Source organism: Streptomyces sp. NPDC031111 (assembly GCF_055570675.1).
On sequence record NZ_JBVIGS010000001.1, the window covers coordinates 136,488 to 157,934 of the forward strand.

Here is a 21,447-nt window from a genome sequence, read left to right on the forward strand (position 1 = left end):
TCAGGCACGGATGGATCAGGCACGGATCCCCCTGGGAATGGTCAGCCGCCCGATCAGGACGTACGCGGCGTCGAACAACAGGGCGAGGACGATGATCCCGAGGGTGCCCGCGAGCACCTGGTTCAGCGCGTTCTTGCTGCCCAGCGAGGCGATCCCGCGGAAGATCAGGTTGCCGAGCCCGGGACCGGAGGCGTACGCGGCGATGGCGGCGATGCCCATCAGCATCTGCGTGGAGACCCGGATGCCGGTCAGGATCGGCGGCCAGGCCAGCGGCAGCTCCACCCGCGCCAGCCGGGCGGGGCGCGACATGCCGATCCCCTTGGCCGCGTCCACCAGCGACGGATCGACCCCGCGCAGGCCCACGATCGAGTTCCGCACGATCGGCAGCAGTCCGTACAGCGTCAGCGCGATCACCGTCGGCGGCACCCCGAGTCCCACCACCGGGATCAGCAGACCGATCATGGCCAGCGCGGGAATGGTCAGCAGGGTGGCGGTGGTGGTCGTGGCGAGGTTGCCCGCCCACTCGCTGCGATAGGTGACCACCCCGATCAGCACGCCGAGCAGGGTCGCCACCACCATGCACTGGAAGACCACGCTGGCGTGTTGATACGCGTCGGTGAGCAGTTGCTGATGCCGGCTCTCCAGGTACTCCCAGAAGTTCACATCCGCTCACCCCAGCTCGGCCAGGTCGGTTCACTCGCCGAGCGCGGCCTGCTCCACCAGCGGGATGATCCGCAGCGGAACGGGGTTCTCCATGACGATCGCCGTGGAGGCCCGGACAATGCCATCAAAACCGACGACGAGGTCGATCACCCGCTGGAGATCGGCGTTCGAGCGTGCCACCAGCCGGCACAGCATGTCCCCGGTACCGGTGGTGGTGTGCAGCTCCAGCACCTCCGGCACGGTCGCCAAGTGGGCCCGTACGTCGGCTCCTTGGCCCTGCCGGATCTGTAGCGTGGCGAACGCCGTGACCGGGTAGCCGAGGGCCGCCGGATCCACCTCGGGGCCGAATCCGCGGATGACTCCGTTCGACTGAAGCCGGTCCAGCCGGGCCTGCACGGTTCCGCGCGCCACCCCCAGCCGCCGGGACATCTCCAGCACCCCGATCCGCGGTTCCCGCGCCAGCAGCAGGATGATCCGCCCGTCCAGATGATCGATCGCCATGGCCGCCTCCCCAGTGGTCATCCTGTACAGAAAGCCCGTATGCGGGCGCCTTCGAGTGAACACATTGCCCAGTGAAGAGGCAAACTATTGCGCACCTTGCGGAGCTGGCCCACGCTGCCCCTATGACGCAGACCACACACCACACTCCCGACGCGACCGCCCGGCAGGCCGATCCCTTCCCGGTCAAGGGAATGGACGCGGTCGTCTTCGCCGTGGGCAACGCCAAGCAGGCGGCGCACTACTACTCCACCGCCTTCGGCATGAAGCTGGTCGCCTACTCCGGACCGGAGAACGGCAGCCGCGAGACCGCGAGCTACGTCCTGGAGAGCGGCTCCGCCCGCTTCGTGTTCACCTCGGTGATCAAGCAGTCCAGTGAGTGGGGGGCCTTCCTCGCCGACCACGTGGCCGCGCACGGCGACGGCGTCGTCGACCTCGCCATCGAGGTCCCGGACGCCCGCGCCGCGTACGCCTACGCCGTCGAGCACGGCGCCCGCTCCGTCACCGAGCCGTACGAGCTGAAGGACGAGCACGGCACGGTCGTCCTCGCGGCGATCGCCACGTACGGCAAGACCCGCCACACGCTGGTCGAGCGGAGTGGCTACGACGGCCCCTACCTGCCCGGCTACGTCGCCGCCGCCCCGATCGTCGAGCCGCCGGCCAAGCGCACCTTCCAGGCGATCGACCACTGCGTCGGCAACGTCGAGCTCGGCCGGATGAACGAGTGGGTCGAGTTCTACAACAAGGTCATGGGCTTCACGAACATGAAGGAGTTCGTGGGCGACGACATCGCGACCGAGTACAGCGCGCTGATGTCGAAGGTGGTGGCCGACGGCACGCTCAAGGTCAAGTTCCCGATCAACGAGCCCGCCATCGCCAAGAAGAAGTCCCAGATCGACGAGTACCTGGAGTTCTACGGCGGTGCCGGCGTCCAGCACATCGCGCTGAACACGAACGACATCGTGCAGACGGTGCGGCAGATGCGGGCGTCCGGGGTCCAGTTCCTGGACACTCCCGACTCGTACTACGACACGCTCGGGGAGTGGGCGGGCGAGACGCGGGTGCCGGTGGAGACGCTGCGCGAGCTGAAGATCCTCGTGGACCGGGACGAGGACGGGTATCTGCTCCAGATCTTCACCAAGCCGGTCCAGGACCGGCCGACGGTGTTCTTCGAACTCATCGAGCGGCATGGCTCGATGGGCTTCGGCAAGGGCAACTTCAAGGCCCTCTTCGAGGCCATCGAACGCGAACAGGAAAAGCGCGGCAACCTGTAACTGCCCCAGCTGCGGGCAGTCGTGCCGCTGGGGCGGCACGGGTGGGCGCAGCGGCACCCGGCAAACGCCGGCAGAGCAACCCACGCCCGGGCAGCGCAACGGGTGCTGGTGCCTGGGCGGGGGGAGGTCGCGCAGCCCGGCGCTTACGGGGTGCCGTCGCGCCCACCCGTGCCGCCCTGCGGCACGACTGCCCGCGGAGAGCGGCGGAGTGCGGCGGAGGGCGTCAGGAAGACTCGGGGCCCGCTTGGACGGAAGGTTCGCCCAGGCGGGTCAGGGCCGCTTTTGCCTGGGGGACGCCCAGGGGCGAGAACCACGGGTTGATCTGAAGGGCCTCCTTCAGGTGCCGCCGAGCGGACCCGTACCGCTCCAGCGACCGCTCGATCATCCCCCGGTGGAACACGTACAGCGCGCTCCGCACACCCCCACCCTCCGTCCCCTCCGTCGCCCGCACCGCGAACGGCAACGCCTCCTCGTCCTCCCCGGCCCGGTGCAACGCCCACCCCAGCGCGTCCGCCACCTCCGTCGACGGCTGCCGCTCCCACTCCGCCCGAAGCCGCCGCACCGCGGCCTCCGGATCCCCGTGGTCCGCCTCGAACCGCCCCCACACCACCGCCTCGTCACCCCCGTGCGCCGCGGCCACCCGCACCCGCTCCCGCAGCACCCCGTACTGCACACCCGCCGCCTGCCGCAGCCCCAGTGACTCGTACAGCTCGCCCAGCTCCAGCGCGTACTCCGGCCGGGGCTGCTTCGCCAGCGCCACCCGGTACGCGCTCAGCGCCTCCGTCATCCGCCCCAGCGCCGCCAGCGCCCTGCCCTGCCCGGCCTGCGCCGCGCGCTGGTCGGGGTCGACGCGCACCGCCTCCTGGAAGTGCCGCAGCGCGTCCTCCCGGTCGCCGCGCTCCCAGGCGAGCTGCCCGGCCCGCTCCAGATACGCCGCCCGCTCGGCCGGCTCCCCGGCGGCCGACGCCGCGTCCGCCAGCTTGGCCGCCGCGTCCTCCCGCCAGCCCCGGTCCCGGTACACGGCCGCCGCCCGCGCCATCACCGCGGGCCCGGAGCGCAGGTCCGTCAGCCTCTCCAGCAGCTTCCCCGTCTCCTCGTCGTCCCCCAGCCCGGCGGACGCCTCGATCAGCGGCGGATACGTCGTCCACCGCTTCGGCTCCAGCTTCCGCGCCGCCTCGCCCCACTTGCGCGCCTCCGCGAAATCCCGCCGCGCGTTGGCCAGCGCCGCCATTCCCCGCAGCGCCGGTGCGTTGCCCTTCGCCCGGACCTTCAGCGAGGTGCGCAGCGCCTTCTCGGCCCGTGACCAGTGCGCGGGGTCCGCCAGCCGCAGCCCCTGCTCCACGCGGGCCGCCCCGAGCACCGCCCAGGCCTTCGCGTCCCCCGGGTGCTTCCGCACCCGCCGTTCGTGCTCCTCGACCAGCACCGCCAGGTCGGGCAGCGCGGCCGGTACGCCGCTGGTGACCGCCGCCAGCGCCCGTGCTCCGGGGTCCGGCGGGGGCGGCACCCGATGCTCCCGGGGCAGCAGTACCAGCACCCCGCCCAGCACCGCGCACCCGGCGACCGAGGCGAGCAGGACCCGACGGCGGACCCGCCGACGGGGCTCGGATGGCTTGTCGTCCATGGCGCACACTGTGCGCCACACCTCACGTCCATACGATCATCACACCCCGTCGTGACGCGCCTGCCTCCGCGGGGTTCACACCGATGGCCCCGGGTGCGACGCTGTGATCATGAGCCGTATCGAAGCGCGACGCGATGAAGACACGGTGGCGGCCGGCCCTCTCGTCGACCGGCTGCTCGGCGGCCTGCCCCCCGAGGCCGTCCTCACCGACCCCGACGTCACGGCCTCCTACGCCAACGACATGGCGAGCTTCTGCCCGGCCGGCAGCCCCGCGGTGGTGGTCCTGCCGCGCACGGTCGAGCAGGTCCAGCACGTCATGCGCACCGCCACCGAGCTCCGCGTCCCCGTCGTCCCGCAGGGCGCCCGCACCGGCCTGTCCGGCGCCGCCAACGCCACCGACGGCTGCGTCGTGCTCTCCCTGACCAAGATGGACCGCATCCTGGAGATCAGCCCGGTCGACCGGATCGCCGTCGTCGAACCCGGCGTCATCAACGCCACCCTCTCCCGCGCCGTCGGCGAACACGGCCTCTACTACCCGCCGGACCCCTCCAGCTGGGAGATGTGCACCATCGGCGGCAACATCGGCACCGCCTCGGGCGGGCTGTGCTGCGTCAAGTACGGGGTGACGGCCGAGTACGTCCTCGGCCTGGACGTCGTCCTCGCCGACGGCCGGCTGATGTCCACCGGCCGCCGCACCGCCAAGGGCGTCGCCGGATACGACCTGACCCGCCTCTTCGTCGGCTCCGAGGGCTCCCTCGGCATCGTCGTCCGCGCGGTCCTCGCCCTGCGGCCCAAGCCGCCCGAGCAGCTGGTGCTGGCCGCCGAGTTCGCCTCCGGCGCCGCCGCCTGCGACGCCGTGTGCCGGATCATGGCCGGCGGCCACGTCCCCTCACTCCTCGAACTCATGGACCGTACGACGGTCAAGGCGGTCAACGACATGGCCCGCATGGGCCTGCCGGAGACCACCGAGGCGCTGCTGCTCGCCGCCTTCGACACCACCGACCCCGCCACCGACCTCGCGGCCGTCGGCGCGCTGTGCGAGGCCGCCGGCGCCACCCAGGTCGTACCGGCCGAGGACGCCGCCGAGTCCGAACTGCTGCTCCAGGCGCGGCGGATGTCCCTGGTCGCGCTCGAAGCCGTCAAGGGCACGACGATGATCGACGACGTGTGCGTGCCCCGCTCCCGGCTCGGCGAGCTCATCGACGGCGTCGAGCGGATCTCCGAGAAGCACGGGCTCACCATCGGCGTCGTCGCCCACGCCGGGGACGGCAACACCCACCCGACGGTCTGCTTCGACGCGTCGGACCCCGAGGAGTCGCGGCGGGCCCGGGAGTCCTTCGACGAGATCATGGCGCTCGGCCTGGAACTCGGCGGCACCATCACCGGGGAGCACGGCGTGGGCGTGCTGAAGAAGGAGTGGCTCGCGCGCGAGATCGGCCCGGTGGGGCTGGAGATGCAGCGGGCCGTCAAGCAGGTGTTCGACCCGCTGGGCATTCTCAACCCGGGCAAGCTCTTCTGAACGAGAAGATGCCCGAAAGGGGTGGGGTCCGGCCGGACGGGCGGTCAGTTTCCCGCCCGTCTGATAGATGTGGTTCCCCCCGACCCACCCACCGAGCAGATACGGGACGACGGACATGAGCGCCCCAACCCCGGCCCCCGGCGACGACAGGCCCCGCGAAGGGTATTACCCGGACCCGTCCATTCCTGGATATGTCCGGTACTGGAACGGTGCCTCCTGGGTGCCGGGCACGAGCCGACCGGCGCCCAAGGACGGCGAGTCGCTCGCACCACCGCCGGGCGTGGGCCCGGCGCGGCCCACCGTCGAGGAGACCGGACCGCACTTCTTCGACGAGGACCCGGACGCCGGACCGTCCCCGGCCGCCGCGTCCCCGTCGCCCGCCGAGGTCCAGCACGGCAGTCGGCCCGAACCCGCCTCGGCCTGGGGCGCCGACCGCTCCCACCAGTCCGGCTTCGGCGGCGACCAGGACCGCAAGGTCTCCTGGGGCGCCGACCCGAGGGTGCCGCACGCGCCGTCGCCGTCCGACGCCCCCGCGTCCTCCGTGCCCTCCGCGCCGGAGGCCGGATCCACGGGCGCGGACGCTCCGGACGCGGGGGAGGCCGCCGCTTCGGGCAACACGTTCGTGTTCCGCAGGCCCACGCCCACGCCCACGACCACGCCCTCGCCGACGCCGAAGCCGCGGCAGGAGGCCGAGGCCCCCGCGGACGAGGGCACGATGACCTTCCGCGCCGTCAGCCCCCGCCCGGCACAGGGCGACGCGGGACAGCAGGCGGGCCCCGCCTCCGGACGGCCCGGCTTCGGGGCCGGGAAGGCGGCGGCCGAGCGCGCCGCCGCTGCCGCCACGGCGCCGTCGGGTCCCCAGCAGGCCGCGGCCCCGACCGTGCCCCCGCAGACCCCGGGCGCTGCCGCCCGGCCCGCCGCTGCCGCCCCCTCCGCGCCTCTGACGAGCGGCCCCGGCGGCGGCCAGTCCTCGTGGGCGCAGCAGGTGCACCGGCTGGCCGGCGCAGAGGAGCCGCCGGTCGCGCCCTGGAAGCCGCCGGTCGACGACCCGTTCCAGGCCGCGGCCCGGCGCCAGGCCGCGGCCCGCCCCGCCGCGCTCGGCAGACGACTGGCCGCCCGGCTGCTGGACACCGTCGTCCTCGGCGCCGTCACCGCCGTGGCGGGTGTGCCGCTCGGCATCGAGGCCATGGACCACATCGACGCGAAGATCGAGGCGGCCAAGCAGTCCGGCGAGACCGTCACGGTCTGGCTGATCGACGGCACCACCTCGGTCCACCTCGGCATCGTCCTGGCCGTGCTCCTCCTCGCCGGTGTCCTCCTCGAGGTGCTGCCCACCGTCAAGTGGGGCCGCACCCTGGGCAAGAAGCTGCTCGGCCTGGACGTACGGGACATCGAGGGGCACGAGGCTCCGGGCTTCGGCCCGGCCCTGCGCCGCTGGCTGGTCTACAGCGTCCCCGGGCTGCTCGTCGTCGGAGTCGTCGGCGTCGCGTGGTGCCTGTTCGACAAGCCCTGGCGCCAGTGCTGGCACGACAAGGCCGCGCACACGTTCGTGGCCGGCTGAACCACCGTCACCAGCGCCACCGCGGGCCACCGCTACTCCGGACGGCCGCTCGCCGGATGCGGGGCCGGAGGGTTCGCGGTCGACTCGGGGGCATGACCACCGAACCGCCCCCCGGCTCCGGTCAGCAGCCGCCGGACGACGACCCGTTCAAGAAGCACCCCCCGCCGGGCGGCCCCGAGACCCCGGGGCCGGGCTCCCCGTACGACACCCCGGGAGGCACGCCCCCGCCGCCCCGGGGCGGCGATCCGTACGGCGGTGGTGGCGGCGGTGGCGGTCCCTACGGCGGTGCCCCCTACGGTGGCGGTCCCGGTCCCACCGATCCCCTCGCCGGCATGCCCCCGCTCGCCGACAGCGGCAGGCGCACCCTCGCCCGCATCATCGACATGATCCTCGTCGGCATCGTGGTCTGGTTGCTCACCTGGCCGTTCGGGGTGAGCGAGTACAACGTCGACGGCGACGACGTCAACGTCGGCAACTCCTTCGGGCAGTCCGTCATCGCCGCGGTGCTCTACATCGCCTACGACACCTTCATGATCAGCCGAAACGGCCAGACCCTGGGCAAGAAGTGGCTGCGCATGCGGGTCGCCAACCTGGACGACGGCTCGAACCCCTCCGTGCAGACGGCGCTGATCCGCGCCGCCGTGCTGTGGCTGCCGTTCGCGTTCTGCTGCGCCTGTGTGTGGACCGCGATCTCGGGCGGCTGGAGCTTCTTCGACCGGCCCTACAAACAGGGCCTGCACGACAAGGCGGCCAAGACCGTGGTGGTCAGCACCGGATGACGGATGAGCGGGGACGGCCTCAGGAGGCCGCGCGCTCCCGCACCGGCTCGCGGGCCGGAGGCGGGACGGTGGCCCGTACCGGCTCCGGGGCGGCCACGGGGCGTGCCGCCACCACGGCGGACGCTCCCGCCGCGGCCGTGCGTGGCCGGGGGAGCGGGGCCCTCATGGCCACCAGCAGTCCGAGGGCGAGCGCCGAGACGGCGACGATCGCGACGCCGACGCCCGAACTGGCTCCGGACAACAGCAGCATGGCGAAGGTCGAGAAGATCACGGTGCACGAGCCGTAAGCGAGCTGAGCGACAGTCGGACGGGGCATGGCCATCGTGTCCTCGGGAGTCGGGGGCTGTCCGCCTGGCTTTCCACCGGTTCGGGGCGGTTCCGCCAGACGACTCTAACCGCGAGAGTGCCCGAGGGGAACGGACGGTAAGCGTGACCTAACCGACAGGGCCGGTGCACAGGGGGCGCACGGATTCATGGCGTCCATCAAGTGGACGGTTGTGCGCGCCCGGGGACCTTCGCACCGGTGCGTCCGGTAAGCGAACGTCGTCTCCGCATAGTGCCATTGAACTGTTCAAGTCAAGGTCTGTTTTTTCTGGCGAACCTCTAGTCAAATGTCGTCACTTGACTACACGCGTTGATCACGTCCGCGCGGGACCTTCCATAGACGGAACCTCCTTTGACCGCGCGCACGCACGCGGGAGGGGATCTCAAGTGACCAGTAGACCCTGGACGTTCAGAGCGTCCGCGATAGGCGTTGCCCTCGCGGCGGTTACCGCCACCTGCTCTGCGTTCACCGTGGCCCAGGCCGACTCGGCTGACAAGGCCGAGCGTCCCGGCGCCGTGGACCGGCACGACCCGGCGGAGCACAACCACGTCGAGCACGACCTCTCGGGCCCGCTCTCCAAGACGCAGGCGGCCCAGCGCGAGGAAGCCCTGAACCAGGTCATCTCCGGTAAGAGCTCGGTCAAGAACCGTGACGGTTCGAAGGTCGTCGAGCTCAAGAGCAAGAAGGGCGACAGCAAGTACGTCGAGCTCGGCCGCGAGAAGACCGACAAGATCTTCACGATCCTGGTCGAGTTCGGCGACAAGGTCGACAGCCGCTACGGCGGCGACGCCGGCCCGCTGCACAACCAGATCGCCAAGCCGGACCGCAAGGTGGACAACTCCACGGCCTGGCAGGAGGACTACGACCAGCAGCACTTCGAGGACCTGTACTTCGGGTCCGGCAAGGGCGTGGACTCCGTCAAGACGTACTACGAGAAGCAGTCCTCCGGCCGTTACTCGGTCGAGGGCGAGGTCTCCGACTGGGTCAAGGTCCCCTACAACGAGGCCCGTTACGGCAACAACGCCTGTGGCGACACCAACTGCCCCAGCGTGTGGAACGTCGTCAGCGACGGCCTGAACGCCTGGGTCGCCCAGCAGAAGGCCGCCGGCCGCACCGACGCCCAGATCAAGGCGGACGTCACCCGCTTCGACGAGTGGGACCGCTACGACTTCGACGGCGACGGCGACTTCAACGAGCCCGACGGCTACATCGACCACTTCCAGATCGTGCACGCCGGCGAGGACGAGTCCGCGGGCGGCGGCGCCCAGGGCACCGACGCGATCTGGGCCCACCGCTGGTACGCCTTCGGCACCGACGCCGGCGCCACCGGCCCCGACCAGAACAGGCTCGGCGGCGCGCAGATCGGCTCCACCGGCATCTGGGTCGGCGACTACACCGTCCAGCCGGAGAACGGCGGACTCGGCGTCTTCGCCCACGAGTACGGCCACGACCTCGGTCTGCCGGACCTCTACGACACCGCGGGCGGCGAGAACTCCACCGGCTTCTGGTCGCTGATGTCCTCCGGTTCCTGGCTCGGCACCGGGAAGAACGAGATCGGCAACCTGCCCGGCGACATGACCGCCTGGGACAAGCTCCAGCTCGGCTGGCTGAACTACGACACCGCCAAGGCGGGCGTCAACTCCTGGCACAAGCTGGGCGTCGCCGAGTACAACACCAAGCACAAGCAGGCGCTCGTCGTCCAGCTGCCGAAGAAGGCCGTCACCACCGAGATCATCCCGCCGGCCGAGGGCCAGACCCAGTGGTGGAGCGGCAGCGGTGACAACCTCAAGAACACGCTGAGCCGTTCGGTCGACCTGACCGGCAAGTCGTCCGCCGAGCTCACGTTCGACGGCTGGTACGACATCGAGGCCAACTACGACTACCTCTACACCGAGGTGTCCACCGACGGCGGCGCCAACTGGACCGCCCTCGACGGCACGGTCGACGGCCAGCCGATCCCGCGCGACGGCAGCGACAAGCCGGCCCTGCACGGCACGCTCGACGGCTACAAGAAGTTCGCGTACTCCCTCGACGCGTACGCCGGTCAGAAGGTCGACCTGCGCTTCCGCTACCAGTCCGACGGCGGCGTGGCCCTCAAGGGCTTCACGGCCGACTCGATCACGGTGACGGCGGACGGCACCCCGGTCTTCTCGGACAACGCCGAGAGCGCCGACGCCGCCTGGACGGCGAACGGCTTCACCCGCCAGGGCGCGTCCTTCACCAAGGACTACGCGCAGTACTACATCGCCGAGAACCGCCAGTACGTGTCGTACGACAAGACCCTCGAGGTCGGCCCGTACAACTTCGGCTTCACGTCCCGCCCGGACTGGGTCGAGCACTACGCGTACCAGAACGGTCTGCTGATCTGGAAGTGGGACACCTCCCAGGCGGACAACAACACCAGCCAGCACGAGGGCACGGGCCTGATCCTCCCGATCGACTCGCACCCGACCGCGCTGAAGTGGTCCGACGGCACGCTGATGCGCAACCGCATCCAGGCCTACGACTCGCCGTTCAGCATGTACCGCACCGACGGCATGACGCTGCACAAGGCGGACGTGGCGAAGTGGATCCCGTCGTCGAAGGGTGTTTCGGTCTTCAACGACCGCACCAACACCTACTACGACGAGTCGAACCCGACCGCCGGTGTCAAGGTCACTGACACCAACACGAAGATCAAGATCGTCAAGGAGGCCAGGAACGGCTCGACGATCGAGCTCGAGGTCGGTCCTGCGGGCAGGTAAATAGCGTCTTAGCAGGTCAGAGCATGATCGGCGGTGACCCCCTGGCGGGTCACCGCCGATCCGTGTTTAGGTGCCCCCTGTGGCTCTCTTATTGACACCTGTGACGACACAGACCGAACCGGGGGTATGACCGCATGGCCGCAGGAGGTTTCTGCAAGCTGCCGAACGGCACGGTGGTGGTGGCACTGAACCTGCCCAGCCCCGCCGCCGACGCACCGGCCGGAGTCCGCGTACTCGTCCACGCCCAGAACCGCGCCCGAGCCCTGACCAGGCTCCGCAACCTGGGCCTGCGAGCGGTCTACCTGCGCGGCAACGCCGCCCCACCCACCCCCGACGAGATCACCGCGGTCCTCCACCACCCCGACGGCCTCATATGGCGCACCACCCCCACCGCCAACCCGTTGACGGTAGAACTCTGGCACCCCATAAGAGCCCTACAGAGACCGTAGCTGCGGCCAGTCACGCCGCCCCCGCGTAGCTGCGGGCAATCGTGCCGCTCCCGCTTAGCTGCGGGCAGTCGTGCCGCTGGGGCGGCACGGGTGGGCGCAGCGGCACCGGCTCAGCGCCGCGAGCTGCACACCCCCCGCCCCACCCCAACCCAGGTTCACTGAACGACGGGCTTCCCCGACAGCTCCACCCCCGCGCCCCGCAACTCCTCCAGCGCCCGCTCAGTGGTCTCCGCCGCAACCCCCGCGGTCAAATCCAGCAGCACATGCGTACGAAACCCTTCCTTCGCCGCATCCAACGCGGTGGCCCGCACACAGTGATCCGTGGCGATCCCGACCACGTCCACTTCCTCGACCCCCCGCTCCCGCAACCACTCCGCCAACGGCGTCCCGTTCTCGTCGGCCCCCTCGAACCCGCTGTACGCCGCCGCGTACTCCCCCTTGCTGAACACGGCGTCGATCGCCCCGGAGGTCACCGCGGGCGCGAAGTTCGGATGGAACCCGACCCCCTCCGTCCCGGCGACACAGTGCGCGGGCCAGGACCGGACGAAGTCGGGGTTGTCGGCGAAGTGGCCCCCGGGCGCGATGTGGTGATCGCGGGTGGCCACCACGTGCCGGTAACCGGCGGGGGCCTGCCCGATCAGCTCGGTGATGGCGGCGGCCACATCCGCACCGCCGGACACGGCGAGGCTGCCCCCCTCGCAGAAGTCGTTCTGCACGTCAACGACGATCAGTGCGCGGCGCATGGTCGGTGTCCTTCGACTATGGGGTCGGGTGGGGGCGGGCCCGGCCGGGTGAACCTCCGAGCCTATTGAATTGCGGGTGGCGCGGACAGGGGCACGGCAGGGGGGACGGGAGCCCCCGCCCGCGTTCGAGGAGCCCCGCCCCGCGCACGGGGGGCACGCTTTTAGCTACCCGAGGGCCCGTGCGCGTACTCCGTCGGAAGGACGGGTTCCCCACGGGAGAGCTGTGTAGCGGAGAGCGGCAGACCGGCGCGGGCCGCCGCGTGCCGGTCGCGGACCACGTCCAGCGGCTCACGGGCGATCACCTCGCCGCCCCTGACCAGCGGCACCAGCAACTGCCGATCGGCCAGCTCGTCGGGCACCTCGCCGGTGCCGATCACCTCGGCCTCGGCGACGCCGTACTCGTCCAGCCGCCGCGCGGCCCACTTGCGGCCGCCGATGGAGGTCTTGCCGCCGGTGGACTTCTTCGCCACCGGCACCAAAGGTTCCTTCGGGTCGGCGGACTCGGCGCGGGCGACCAGCTTGTAGACCATCGAGGCGGTCGGATGCCCCGAGCCGGTCACCAGCTGGGTGCCGACGCCGTACGCGTCCACCGGAGCCGCCGCCAGCGAGGCGATGGCGTACTCGTCCAGGTCCGAGGTCACGATGATCTTCGTGCCGGTGGCGCCCAGCTCGTCCAGCTGCTGCCGCACCCGGTGCGCCACCAGCAGCAGGTCACCGGAGTCGATCCGTACGGCGCCCAGCTCCGGCCCCGCGATCTCGACGGCCGTACGGACCGCCTCGGCCACGTCGTACGTGTCCACCAGCAGCGTCGTACCGCCGCCGAGGGAGTCCACCTGCGCCCGGAAGGCGTCCCGCTCGGTGTCGTGGAGCAGGGTGAAGGCGTGGGCGGAGGTGCCCACGGTGGGGATGTTGTAGCGGAAGCCGGCCGCCAGGTCGGAGGTGGAGGCGAAACCGCCGACGTACGCGGCCCGCGAGGCGGCCACCGCGGCCAGCTCGTGGGTGCGCCGGGCGCCCATCTCGATCAGCGGCCGGTCACCGGCGGCGGACGACATCCGGGAGGCCGCGGCGGCGATCGCCGAGTCGTGGTTGAGGATCGACAGGATCACCGTCTCGAGCAGGACGCACTCGGCGAAGCTGCCCTCCACGCGCATGATCGGCGAGCCCGGGAAGTACACCTCGCCCTCGGGGTAGCCCCAGATGTCACCGGAGAAGCGGTAGCCGGCCAGCCAGTCCAGGGTCGCCTCGTCGACGATGTCCTTCTCGCGCAGGAACCCGAGGACGCCCGGGTCGAAGCGGAAGTTCTCCACCGCGTCCAGCACCCGCCCGGTGCCGGCCACCACGCCGTAGCGGCGGCCGTCCGGCAGTCGCCGGGTGAAGACCTCGAACACGCTGCGGCGCCCGGCCGTGCCGGCCTTCAGCGCGGCGCGCAGCATCGTCAGCTCGTACTGGTCCGTGAAGAGCGCCGTCGAGGGAACGTCCACCGGCAGCCCAAGGTCCGCTGTGTTCATGCTGAGGATGGTAACCCCATTTCGTCAGTTTGACGAAATGGGGTTCGGATGCCGGACGGCACCCCGTCCGAGCGGGGCGGTTTGTGCGACCACCCCCCTGCGGTGGCAGCATGGGCTGTGTGACGTCACCCGCACCCCTGGAGATCGAACGCACCGAGTCGGCGGAGGAGGTCTTCGCCGTACCCGAGCCCGACGTCCCGTGGGTCACCATCGTCCACAACGACCCGGTCAACCTCATGAGCTATGTGACGTACGTCTTCCAGACGTACTTCGGCTACTCCAAGGACAAGGCCACCAAGCTCATGCTCGACGTCCACCACAAGGGCCGGGCGGTCGTCTCCAGCGGTACCCGCGAGGAGATGGAACGCGACGTCCAGGCCATGCACGGCTACGGACTGTGGGCCACCCTCCAGCAGGACCGGAAGTGACCGAACCGGACATGACCCGACCCCGCCCGCAGGACCGGAAGTAGCGACGCCGCCATGCCAGGAACCTTCGAACCGCTCCCCGGCGGCGGCGCGGCCGTCGCCCTCGACGACGTCGAGATCTCCATCATCCGGTCCCTCGCCGTGCAGCTGATGGAGCTGATCGGCCCCGGCCCGTCCGAGGACGCGTCCGCCGACCCGCTCGCCGAACTCTTCGCCGAGGGTCCCAGTGAGCCGCCCTCCGACCCCGTGCTGCGCCGTCTCTTCCCGGACGCCTACGGCGACCCCGAGGGCATCCCACAGGCCAAGGAGGCCGAGGAGCAGCGGGCGTACTCCGCCGAGTTCCGCCGCTACACCGAGAACGACCTGCGGGCCGGCAAGCGCGACAACGCCCTCGCGGTGATCCGCTCCCTGGACGCGCTCGCCTCGGCCGGCGAGGAGGGCGCGGTGCTCAAGCTGTCGCCGGACGAGTCCCGGCAGTGGCTCGGCGCCCTCAACGACCTGCGCCTCGCGATCGGCTCCCGGCTGGAGATCAGCGACGAGGACGACAGCGACCTCCTCTTCCGCCTCCCCGACGAGGATCCGCGCAAGCCGATGGTGATGGCATACCTGTGGCTCGGCGGCCTCCAGGAGACCCTCGTCACGACGCTCATGCCGTGAATATGTAGGGATCTGTCCGGAAAGATCACCGGATCTGTTCGCTCAGAGGAACCTCAAGTCCGGATAACGATCGCGTCACCGCCCCTGCGGTTTTGTCCCGTAGGGGCGGTTTTCTGTGATCTGCATCACTCATTGGCAGGTAAACGGCGTGGTAAGAATCGGCAACTCGTTTTCGGCCCACCCCTCGCCGTGATCGAGGAAGCCGGTCACCGCCGGTGTGTACGACCAGCACGACAGAAGGGCGACGGTTCCCCCGTTCACGGGCCGCCGCCTCATCGCCGTCGCCGAACGGGACGTGGGCCCCTGCCCACATCCACCCGCTCCGCTGCGCACGCCAGCACGTCCCCGCGCCATCTGAGGAAGTTCGATGTCACTCGACTCCATCACCCAAAACATCGACGACGCCGTAAGTGATTTCTTCGATCCCGTCGCCACCACCGTCGGCGACATCGTCTTCTACACCGTTCCGGTCGGCGGCACCGAGCTACCGCTCATCGTCGCGTGGCTGGTGGTCGCCGGTCTGGTCTTCACCGGCTGGTTCGGCTTCATCCAGGCGCGCAAGCTCAAGCTCGCCTTCGACGTCGTGCGCGGCAAGTACGACGAGGAAGGCTCCCCCGGCGAGGTCAACCACTTCCAAGCACTGACCGCCGCCGTCTCCGGCACCGTCGGCCTCGGCAACATCGCCGGTGTGGCCGTCGCCGTCTCCATCGGTGGCCCGGGCGCCACCTTCTGGATGATCCTCTGCGGCCTGCTCGGCATGGCCACCAAGTTCGTCGAGGTCACCCTCGGTGTGAAGTACCGCGAGGAGCACGCGGACGGCACCGTCTCCGGCGGCCCCATGCACTACCTGCCCAAGGGCCTCGCCGAGCGCTTCGGCAGTGCCGGCGCCAAGCTCGGCAAGGTGCTCGCCGTCCTGGCCTCCGTCATGATCCTCTTCTTCGGTCTGTTCGGCGGCAACCTGTTCCAGACCAACCAGAGCTACGCGCAGATCTCCTCGACCTTCGGCGGCGAGGACGGCTTCCTGGCCTCGTCCGCCGGTGCCGTGCTGTTCGGCCTGGTCGTCGCCGCGCTGGTCGGCCTGGTGCTGCTCGGCGGCATCCGCTCCATCGCCTCGGTCACCAGCCGGCTGGTCCCCGCCATGGCGATCATGTACGTCGTGGCCTGCCTGATCGTCATCCTGACGAACATCACGGCCGTGCCCGACGCCATCGGCAACGTCTTCCAGGGCGCCTTCGAGGCCGACGGCGTCGCGGGCGGTGTGATCGGCGCCCTGATCGTCGGCTTCCAGCGGGCCGCCTTCTCCAACGAGGCCGGTCTCGGCTCCGCGCCGATCGCCCACTCCGCGGTCAAGACCAAGCACCCCGCGAGCGAGGGCCTGGTCGCCCTGCTGGAGCCGTTCATCGACACGGTCGTCATCTGCACCATGACCGCGCTGACCATCGTCATCGCCAACCCCGCCAGCTGGGGCGAGGCCCGTGAGGGCGAGAGCATCGGCGGTGTCACCATCACCTCCGACGCCTTCGAGACCGTCCTGCCCTGGTTCCCGAACCTGCTGACCGTCGCGGTGCTGCTGTTCGCCTTCTCCACGATCCTGACCTGGGGCTACTACGGCCTCAAGGCCTGGGCCCACCTCTTCGGCCGCAGCAAGGCCAGCGAGACGACGTTCAAGGTGGTCTGGAGCGTGTTCGTGGTCGCGGGCTCCCTGCTCTCCCTCGACTCGCTGATCAGCCTCGCCGACTCGGCGCTCTTCCTGCTCTCGGTGTTCAACATCATCGGCCTGTACCTGCTGGCCCCCGTGGTCAAGCGCGAGCTCAACTCCTTCCTGGACTACGTACGCAGCCGCCGCGCCGGCGGAGCGGCGGACGCCGAGTCCGAGGCGGTCGGCACCCAGGCGACCAAGACGCTCTGAGCCCCTGACAGGGCACTGACGTCCCCACCAGGACGCCGGGCAGCAGGGCGTACTCGTGGTGCCCCCTGCTCCCGTCCGCTCAAGGCGTCCGGCATACGGGCTGTTCCGTACCACCCCTCGGTACGGAGCAGCCCGTCCGCTTATCCTGAGCCCCATGCTGACCATCACCCAGGCCCTGTACGACCGGATCGTCGCCCACGCCCGCGAGGACCACCCCGACGAGGCGTGCGGCGTGGTGGCGGGCCCGGTGGGCGCCGGCCGCCCCGAGCGGTTCATCCCCATGCTGAACGCGGCCCGCTCGCCCACCTTCTACGAGTTCGACTCCCAGGACCTGCTGAAGCTGTACCGCGAGATGGACGACAACGACGAGGAGCCGGTGGTCATCTACCACTCCCACACGGCCACCGAGGCCTACCCGTCCCGCACCGACATCTCCTACGCCAACGAGCCCGGCGCCCACTACGTCCTGGTCTCCACCGCCGACACCGACGGCGCCGGGGAGTTCCAGTTCCGCTCCTTCCGCATCCTGGAGGGCGAGGTCACCGAGGAGGAGGTCAAGGTCGTCGAGGCGTACTGACCCGCCCGATCGACCCTGTATCCCGAATCGCGGAAGAAGGGTGTCCGAAGGGTGAGATCACACTCCGGAGGCCGGTCCGGGAATCGATACGATGACCCCATGGTTCTTTCCGACGTGAGCGAAAAGGCGCCGGGCACACTGCTCGTGGCGCGGCTGCACGTCGACCTGTGCAGGCTGAACAGCGCCATCTGTTGATCTTCCGCTGCCGCCGTGGGCCGTGAGCCGCGGCGAACTGCCGTGCGCCGCCGCGCGCCCTCTCGAACCCACGACAGACACTTCCGACAGGAGCCCTCAGCCATGGCCATCGAGGTCCGTATCCCGACCATCCTCCGCCAGTACACCGACGGTCAGAAGGCGGTGGAGGGCACCGGGGACACCCTCGCCGAGCTCTTCGCCGACCTCGAGACCCGGCACACGGGCATCCACGCCCGCATCGTGGACGGCGAGCAGCTGCGCCGCTTCGTCAACGTCTACCTCAACGACGAGGACGTCCGCTTCCTGGACGGCATCAACACCAAGCTGTCCGACGGCGACAACGTCACGATCCTGCCGGCCGTCGCCGGCGGTATGGCCTGATCGGCGATGCGTTACGACTCCCCGCTGGCCGCGGTGGGCAACACCCCCCTGGTGCGCCTGCCGCGGCTCTCGCCGTCCGCCGACGTCCGGATCTGGGCGAAGCTGGAGGACCGCAACCCGACCGGTTCCATCAAGGACCGCCCCGCCCTGTTCATGATCGAGCAGGCGGAGAAGGACGGCCGTCTCACCCCGGGCTGCACGATCCTCGAGCCGACCTCCGGCAACACCGGCATCTCGCTCGCCATGGCCGCCAAGCTCAAGGGCTACCGCATGGTCTGCGTGATGCCCGAGAACACCTCGCAGGAACGCCGTGACCTGCTCGGGATGTGGGGCGCGGAGATCATCTCCTCCCCGGCCGCCGGCGGCTCCAACACCGCCGTGCGCGTCGCCAAGGAGCTCTCCGCCGAGCACCCCGACTGGGTGATGCTCTACCAGTACGGCAACCCGGACAACGCGGGCGCCCACTACGCGACGACCGGCCCCGAGATCCTCGCCGACCTGCCGTCCATCACCCACTTCGTGGCCGGCCTCGGCACCACCGGCACCCTGATGGGCGTCGGCCGCTATCTGCGCGAGAACAAGCCCGACGTGAAGATCGTCGCCGCCGAACCGCGCTACGACGACCTCGTCTACGGCCTGCGCAACCTCGACGAGGGCTTCGTCCCCGAGCTGTACGACGCCTCCGTGCTGACGACGCGCTTCTCGGTCGGCTCCGCCGACGCCGTCACCCGCACGCGGGAACTCCTCCAGCAGGAGGGCATCTTCGCCGGTGTCTCCACCGGCGCCGCCCTGCACGCGGCGATCGGCGTCGCCAAGAAGGCGCAGAAGGCCGGCGAGAGCGCCGACGTCGTCTTCGTCGTCGCCGACGGCGGCTGGAAGTACCTGTCGACCGGCGTCTACACCGCCGCGACGACGGAAGAGGCCATCGACACCCTCCAGGGCCAGCTCTGGGCGTGACCCCACCCGTACGACCCGCACGACCAAGGGCCGGAGCATCGCCTCCGGCCCTTCACGTGTTCCCGGGGCCGCTTCCGTCCCGCCCGGACCCCCGCCGCCGTCTCCGGGACCGGTGACCCCGGCCCCATCCGTCGACCAGCGCGGAGACGAGCGCGAGCAGTACCACCGCGACGAGCGCGAGCCACCAGGCCGTGTCCATGCCCCGACCGTACCGGCGTGCGCGCCCGCCGCGCGCCCCCTCCCGGCCCCGGCACGCGCCGCTTCCAGCCGAACCGGTGACAGCGCAGGTGAGTTCGCCCACAACGGCCCCTGGTGGAGGAGCGACCAAAGGTTTTGCGCCTTACGCTCGACAAACCGCACGACCCCCGTCTCTCCACACCCGCCAGCGGAGGTTTCTGCTTCATGAAGCTCACCGTCGTCGGCTGCTCGGGGTCGTTCCCGTCCGCGGAATCGGCCTGCTCGAGCTACCTCGTCGAGGCCGACGGCTTCCGGCTGCTCCTCGACATGGGCAACGGCGCCCTTGGCGAGTTGCAGCGCCACTGCGGTCTCTACGACCTCGACGCGATCTTCCTCAGCCATCTGCACGCCGACCACTGCATCGACATGTGCGCCTACTTCGTGGCGCGCTACTACCGGTACGACGGCGGCCGCTGCGCCCCCCTGCCGGTCTACGGCCCCGAGGGCACCGAGCACCGGCTGACCACGGCCTACGCCGACACCCCCTCGGCCTCCTCCATGAGCGAGGTCTTCGACTTCCACACGGTCAAGCCGTCCACCTTCGAGATCGGCCCGTTCCTCGTCCACACCGAGCGCGTCGCGCACCCGGTCGAGGCGTACGGCATCCGCATCGAACACGGCGGGAGGACGCTCACCTACTCCGGCGACACGGGCGTGAGCCAGGCGCTCGACGACCTCGCCCGCGACGTCGACCTCTTCCTGTGCGAGGCCGCCTTCACGCACGGCAAGGAGAACATCCCCGACCTGCACCTCAACGGCCGCGAGGCGGGTGAGACGGCGGCCCGCGCGGGCGCCCGCCGCCTGATCCTCACCCACATCCCCCCGTGGACCGACCCGCAGGTCAACCTCACCGACGCCCGCGCGGTGTACGACGGCCCGGTGGGGCTGGCGACGCCCGGGGCGACGTACGAGATCTGACGAACCGACGATCCGACGCGAAACGACCGGGGCCCCGGGAGCCGTTGCGGCTCCCGGGGCCCCGGTGTCATGTCGTACGAGGACGGCTCACGCCTTCGTGGCGTCCTCGACCTCCTCCTCGGGCTCGCGGCCCGGAGTCGGCAGGTTGAACTTGGTGATGGCGAAGCGGAACAGCACGTAGTAGATCGCCGCGAAGACCAGACCGATCGGGATGATCAGCCATGGCTTGGTCGCCAGGCTCCAGTTGAGCCCGTAGTCGATGAAGCCCGCGGAGAACGTGAAGCCGGCGTGGACACCGAGCGCCCAGGTGATCGCCATGGACAGGGCGGTGAGCACCGCGTGGATCGCGTACAGCACCGGGGCGATGAACATGAACGAGAACTCGATCGGCTCGGTCACACCGGTCACGAAGGAGGTCAGCGCGAGGGAGACCATCATGCCCATCACGGCCTTGCGGCGCTCCGGACGGGCGGCGTGCGCGATGGCGATGGCGGCGGCCGGGAGGCCGAACATCATGATCGGGAAGAAGCCCGACATGAACTGGCCGGCGTCCGGGTCACCGGCGAAGAAGCGGTTCAGGTCGCCGTGCACGACCTCGCCCGCGGCGTTGGTGAAGTCGCCGATCTGGAACCAGGAGACGGTGTTGACGAACTGGTGCATGCCGATCGGGATCAGCGCGCGGTTGATCAGACCGAACAGGCCGGCGCCCGCGGCGCCCAGACCGGTGATCCACTCGCCGGCGTCGGAGATGAGCTCACCGATCGGCTCCCAGACCAGACCGAAGAAGACACCCATGACGGTGCCGACGAAGGCCATGATGATCGGGACGAGACGGCGGCCGTTGAAGAAGCCGAGCCAGTCCACCAGCTTCTTGCGGTGGTACCGCTGCCACAGCACCGCCGCCAGCAGACCCATCAGGATGCCGCCCAGGACACCCGGGTTGTTGTAGGTCGCGGCTATGTCCGCGCCGTCCTGCACCTTCGCCTCGGTCACCGGGAAGGCCTTCAGGACGTTGCTGTAGACCAGGAAACCGACGAGGGCCGCGAGGGCGGTGGAGCCGTCGGCCTTCTTGGCGAAGCCGATCGCGACACCGATGCAGAACAGCATCGGGAGGTTGTCGAAGATCGCGCCGCCCGCCGTGGCGAACACCGCGGTCACCTTGTCGGGCAGGTTCAGCTTGTCCTGGACGTCGGTCTGGCCGAGCCGGAGCAGGATGCCGGCCGCCGGCAGCACGGCGATCGGGAGCTGAAGGCTGCGGCCGACCTTCTGCAGGCCCTGGAACAGGCCGGATCCCCGCTTCTTTGCGGGGGCCGCCGAGGCGGTGGCGGTGCTCATACTTCCTCCATCGGTGGTGGTCTACACCACTAGTGGTGTAGACCTGTTGTAGCACGATGAAGGCCACGTAAGGAACCCGCGAATCTGCGACCGCCGAGCTACGCACCGTGCCTGCCCGACCCGGCTAAACGGAACCGTCGGCGGGCACGCCGAAAAGCCCTCGGACCAC

Annotated in this window: 22 protein-coding genes; 14 read left to right on the forward strand and 8 right to left on the reverse strand. The window is 70.2% G+C overall.

Features of this window, described 5'->3' with window-relative positions:
- Positions 1–15: 15 nt before the first annotated feature.
- Together ACZ470_RS00595 and ACZ470_RS00600 are read right to left on the reverse strand one after the other, a co-directional pair.
- Entirely contained in the window at positions 16–663 is a 648-nt protein-coding gene (locus tag ACZ470_RS00595; protein WP_468423055.1) for an ABC transporter permease, read from the reverse strand.
- A 30-nt stretch (positions 664–693) separates the two neighbouring features.
- Positions 694–1,164 carry an Lrp/AsnC family transcriptional regulator gene (locus tag ACZ470_RS00600; protein WP_468423057.1) on the reverse strand — a complete coding sequence of 157 codons (471 nt, stop codon included), beginning with the start codon at positions 1,162–1,164 and terminating at the stop codon, positions 694–696.
- Positions 1,165–1,286: 122 nt separating this feature from the next.
- Here ACZ470_RS00600 and hppD point away from each other — a divergent pair, with 122 nt between their 5' ends.
- A complete protein-coding gene (hppD, locus tag ACZ470_RS00605) occupies positions 1,287–2,435 on the forward strand; it encodes a 4-hydroxyphenylpyruvate dioxygenase (RefSeq protein ID WP_468423058.1) in 1,149 nt (382 codons plus the stop codon).
- A 223-nt stretch (positions 2,436–2,658) separates the two neighbouring features.
- Here hppD and ACZ470_RS00610 read toward each other — a convergent pair whose 3' ends face one another.
- Positions 2,659–4,056, reverse strand: a complete 1,398-nt coding sequence (locus tag ACZ470_RS00610; protein ID WP_468423059.1) for a tetratricopeptide repeat protein — start codon at positions 4,054–4,056, stop codon at positions 2,659–2,661.
- A gap of 103 nt (positions 4,057–4,159) precedes the next feature.
- On the opposite strand from ACZ470_RS00610, the gene ACZ470_RS00615 reads away from it, so the two are divergent.
- From ACZ470_RS00615 to ACZ470_RS00625, 3 genes are all read left to right on the forward strand, one after another.
- Positions 4,160–5,575, forward strand: coding sequence for an FAD-binding oxidoreductase (locus tag ACZ470_RS00615; protein WP_468423061.1), 1,416 nt, complete (start codon positions 4,160–4,162; stop codon positions 5,573–5,575).
- Between the two features lie 115 nt (positions 5,576–5,690).
- Entirely contained in the window at positions 5,691–7,136 is a 1,446-nt protein-coding gene (locus ACZ470_RS00620) for an RDD family protein (protein WP_468423063.1), read from the forward strand.
- A gap of 92 nt (positions 7,137–7,228) precedes the next feature.
- Positions 7,229–7,915: an RDD family protein gene (locus ACZ470_RS00625; RefSeq protein ID WP_468423065.1), complete on the forward strand. Its 687-nt coding sequence runs from the start codon at positions 7,229–7,231 to the stop codon at positions 7,913–7,915.
- A 19-nt stretch (positions 7,916–7,934) separates the two neighbouring features.
- On the opposite strand, the gene ACZ470_RS00630 is transcribed toward ACZ470_RS00625, so the two are convergent.
- Complete coding sequence (locus ACZ470_RS00630) at positions 7,935–8,237, reverse strand: hypothetical protein (protein WP_468423067.1); 303 nt, start codon at positions 8,235–8,237, stop codon at positions 7,935–7,937.
- 389 nt (positions 8,238–8,626) lie between these two features.
- On the opposite strand from ACZ470_RS00630, the gene ACZ470_RS00635 reads away from it, so the two are divergent.
- Positions 8,627–10,984: an immune inhibitor A domain-containing protein gene (locus ACZ470_RS00635; RefSeq protein ID WP_468423069.1), complete on the forward strand. Its 2,358-nt coding sequence runs from the start codon at positions 8,627–8,629 to the stop codon at positions 10,982–10,984.
- Between the two features lie 134 nt (positions 10,985–11,118).
- On the forward strand, positions 11,119–11,433 hold the full coding sequence (locus ACZ470_RS00640; protein WP_468423071.1) for a hypothetical protein: 315 nt from the start codon (positions 11,119–11,121) through the stop codon (positions 11,431–11,433).
- 155 nt (positions 11,434–11,588) lie between these two features.
- Here the strand turns inward: ACZ470_RS00640 and ACZ470_RS00645 are convergent, their stop codons facing one another.
- Together ACZ470_RS00645 and ACZ470_RS00650 are read right to left on the reverse strand one after the other, a co-directional pair.
- Positions 11,589–12,176: a nicotinamidase gene (locus tag ACZ470_RS00645; RefSeq protein ID WP_468423073.1), complete on the reverse strand. Its 588-nt coding sequence runs from the start codon at positions 12,174–12,176 to the stop codon at positions 11,589–11,591.
- A 161-nt stretch (positions 12,177–12,337) separates the two neighbouring features.
- Positions 12,338–13,684: a nicotinate phosphoribosyltransferase gene (locus ACZ470_RS00650; protein WP_468423075.1), complete on the reverse strand. Its 1,347-nt coding sequence runs from the start codon at positions 13,682–13,684 to the stop codon at positions 12,338–12,340.
- 110 nt (positions 13,685–13,794) lie between these two features.
- Here ACZ470_RS00650 and clpS point away from each other — a divergent pair, with 110 nt between their 5' ends.
- The 7 genes from clpS to ACZ470_RS00685 all read left to right on the forward strand — a co-directional run bounded on the left by clpS (position 13,795) and on the right by ACZ470_RS00685 (position 18,788).
- Positions 13,795–14,112: an ATP-dependent Clp protease adapter ClpS gene (gene clpS / locus ACZ470_RS00655; RefSeq protein WP_019757729.1), complete on the forward strand. Its 318-nt coding sequence runs from the start codon at positions 13,795–13,797 to the stop codon at positions 14,110–14,112.
- 54 nt (positions 14,113–14,166) lie between these two features.
- Entirely contained in the window at positions 14,167–14,769 is a 603-nt protein-coding gene (locus ACZ470_RS00660; RefSeq protein ID WP_468423076.1) for a DUF2017 domain-containing protein, read from the forward strand.
- Positions 14,770–15,136: 367 nt separating this feature from the next.
- A complete protein-coding gene (locus tag ACZ470_RS00665) occupies positions 15,137–16,678 on the forward strand; it encodes an alanine/glycine:cation symporter family protein (RefSeq protein WP_468423078.1) in 1,542 nt (513 codons plus the stop codon).
- 154 nt (positions 16,679–16,832) lie between these two features.
- Complete coding sequence (locus tag ACZ470_RS00670) at positions 16,833–17,255, forward strand: M67 family metallopeptidase (protein ID WP_468423080.1); 423 nt, start codon at positions 16,833–16,835, stop codon at positions 17,253–17,255.
- A 99-nt stretch (positions 17,256–17,354) separates the two neighbouring features.
- The gene (locus ACZ470_RS00675) at positions 17,355–17,450 is read left to right on the forward strand and encodes a putative leader peptide (protein ID WP_468423082.1); all 96 of its coding nucleotides are present in this window, start codon (positions 17,355–17,357) and stop codon (positions 17,448–17,450) included.
- Between the two features lie 102 nt (positions 17,451–17,552).
- On the forward strand, positions 17,553–17,831 hold the full coding sequence (locus tag ACZ470_RS00680) for a MoaD/ThiS family protein (protein WP_085574000.1): 279 nt from the start codon (positions 17,553–17,555) through the stop codon (positions 17,829–17,831).
- Between the two features lie 6 nt (positions 17,832–17,837).
- A complete protein-coding gene (locus ACZ470_RS00685) occupies positions 17,838–18,788 on the forward strand; it encodes a PLP-dependent cysteine synthase family protein (RefSeq protein ID WP_468423084.1) in 951 nt (316 codons plus the stop codon).
- Positions 18,789–18,840: 52 nt separating this feature from the next.
- Here the strand turns inward: ACZ470_RS00685 and ACZ470_RS00690 are convergent, their stop codons facing one another.
- Positions 18,841–18,987 carry a hypothetical protein gene (locus tag ACZ470_RS00690; protein ID WP_468424064.1) on the reverse strand — a complete coding sequence of 49 codons (147 nt, stop codon included), beginning with the start codon at positions 18,985–18,987 and terminating at the stop codon, positions 18,841–18,843.
- Positions 18,988–19,190: 203 nt separating this feature from the next.
- Between ACZ470_RS00690 and ACZ470_RS00695 the strand changes: the two genes are divergently transcribed.
- On the forward strand, positions 19,191–19,943 hold the full coding sequence (locus tag ACZ470_RS00695) for an MBL fold metallo-hydrolase (protein ID WP_468423086.1): 753 nt from the start codon (positions 19,191–19,193) through the stop codon (positions 19,941–19,943).
- 87 nt (positions 19,944–20,030) lie between these two features.
- Here ACZ470_RS00695 and ACZ470_RS00700 read toward each other — a convergent pair whose 3' ends face one another.
- A complete protein-coding gene (locus ACZ470_RS00700) occupies positions 20,031–21,278 on the reverse strand; it encodes a PTS transporter subunit EIIC (RefSeq protein ID WP_468423087.1) in 1,248 nt (415 codons plus the stop codon).
- Positions 21,279–21,447 lie beyond the last annotated feature (169 nt).

Coding starts and splice junctions, on each gene's coding strand:
- ACZ470_RS00600 (WP_468423057.1), bottom strand. CDS start 1,164: ATGGCGATCGATCATCTGGACGGGCGGATCATCCTGCTGCTGGCGCGG.
- hppD (WP_468423058.1), top strand. CDS start 1,287: ATGACGCAGACCACACACCACACTCCCGACGCGACCGCCCGGCAGGCC.
- ACZ470_RS00610 (WP_468423059.1), bottom strand. CDS start 4,056: ATGGACGACAAGCCATCCGAGCCCCGTCGGCGGGTCCGCCGTCGGGTC.
- ACZ470_RS00620 (WP_468423063.1), top strand. CDS start 5,691: ATGAGCGCCCCAACCCCGGCCCCCGGCGACGACAGGCCCCGCGAAGGG.
- ACZ470_RS00625 (WP_468423065.1), top strand. CDS start 7,229: ATGACCACCGAACCGCCCCCCGGCTCCGGTCAGCAGCCGCCGGACGAC.
- ACZ470_RS00630 (WP_468423067.1), bottom strand. CDS start 8,237: ATGGCCATGCCCCGTCCGACTGTCGCTCAGCTCGCTTACGGCTCGTGC.
- ACZ470_RS00640 (WP_468423071.1), top strand. CDS start 11,119: ATGGCCGCAGGAGGTTTCTGCAAGCTGCCGAACGGCACGGTGGTGGTG.
- ACZ470_RS00645 (WP_468423073.1), bottom strand. CDS start 12,176: ATGCGCCGCGCACTGATCGTCGTTGACGTGCAGAACGACTTCTGCGAG.
- ACZ470_RS00650 (WP_468423075.1), bottom strand. CDS start 13,684: ATGAACACAGCGGACCTTGGGCTGCCGGTGGACGTTCCCTCGACGGCG.
- clpS (WP_019757729.1), top strand. CDS start 13,795: ATGGGCTGTGTGACGTCACCCGCACCCCTGGAGATCGAACGCACCGAG.
- ACZ470_RS00660 (WP_468423076.1), top strand. CDS start 14,167: ATGCCAGGAACCTTCGAACCGCTCCCCGGCGGCGGCGCGGCCGTCGCC.
- ACZ470_RS00665 (WP_468423078.1), top strand. CDS start 15,137: ATGTCACTCGACTCCATCACCCAAAACATCGACGACGCCGTAAGTGAT.
- ACZ470_RS00670 (WP_468423080.1), top strand. CDS start 16,833: ATGCTGACCATCACCCAGGCCCTGTACGACCGGATCGTCGCCCACGCC.
- ACZ470_RS00675 (WP_468423082.1), top strand. CDS start 17,355: ATGGTTCTTTCCGACGTGAGCGAAAAGGCGCCGGGCACACTGCTCGTG.
- ACZ470_RS00680 (WP_085574000.1), top strand. CDS start 17,553: ATGGCCATCGAGGTCCGTATCCCGACCATCCTCCGCCAGTACACCGAC.
- ACZ470_RS00685 (WP_468423084.1), top strand. CDS start 17,838: ATGCGTTACGACTCCCCGCTGGCCGCGGTGGGCAACACCCCCCTGGTG.
- ACZ470_RS00690 (WP_468424064.1), bottom strand. CDS start 18,987: ATGGACACGGCCTGGTGGCTCGCGCTCGTCGCGGTGGTACTGCTCGCG.
- ACZ470_RS00695 (WP_468423086.1), top strand. CDS start 19,191: ATGAAGCTCACCGTCGTCGGCTGCTCGGGGTCGTTCCCGTCCGCGGAA.
- ACZ470_RS00700 (WP_468423087.1), bottom strand. CDS start 21,278: ATGAGCACCGCCACCGCCTCGGCGGCCCCCGCAAAGAAGCGGGGATCC.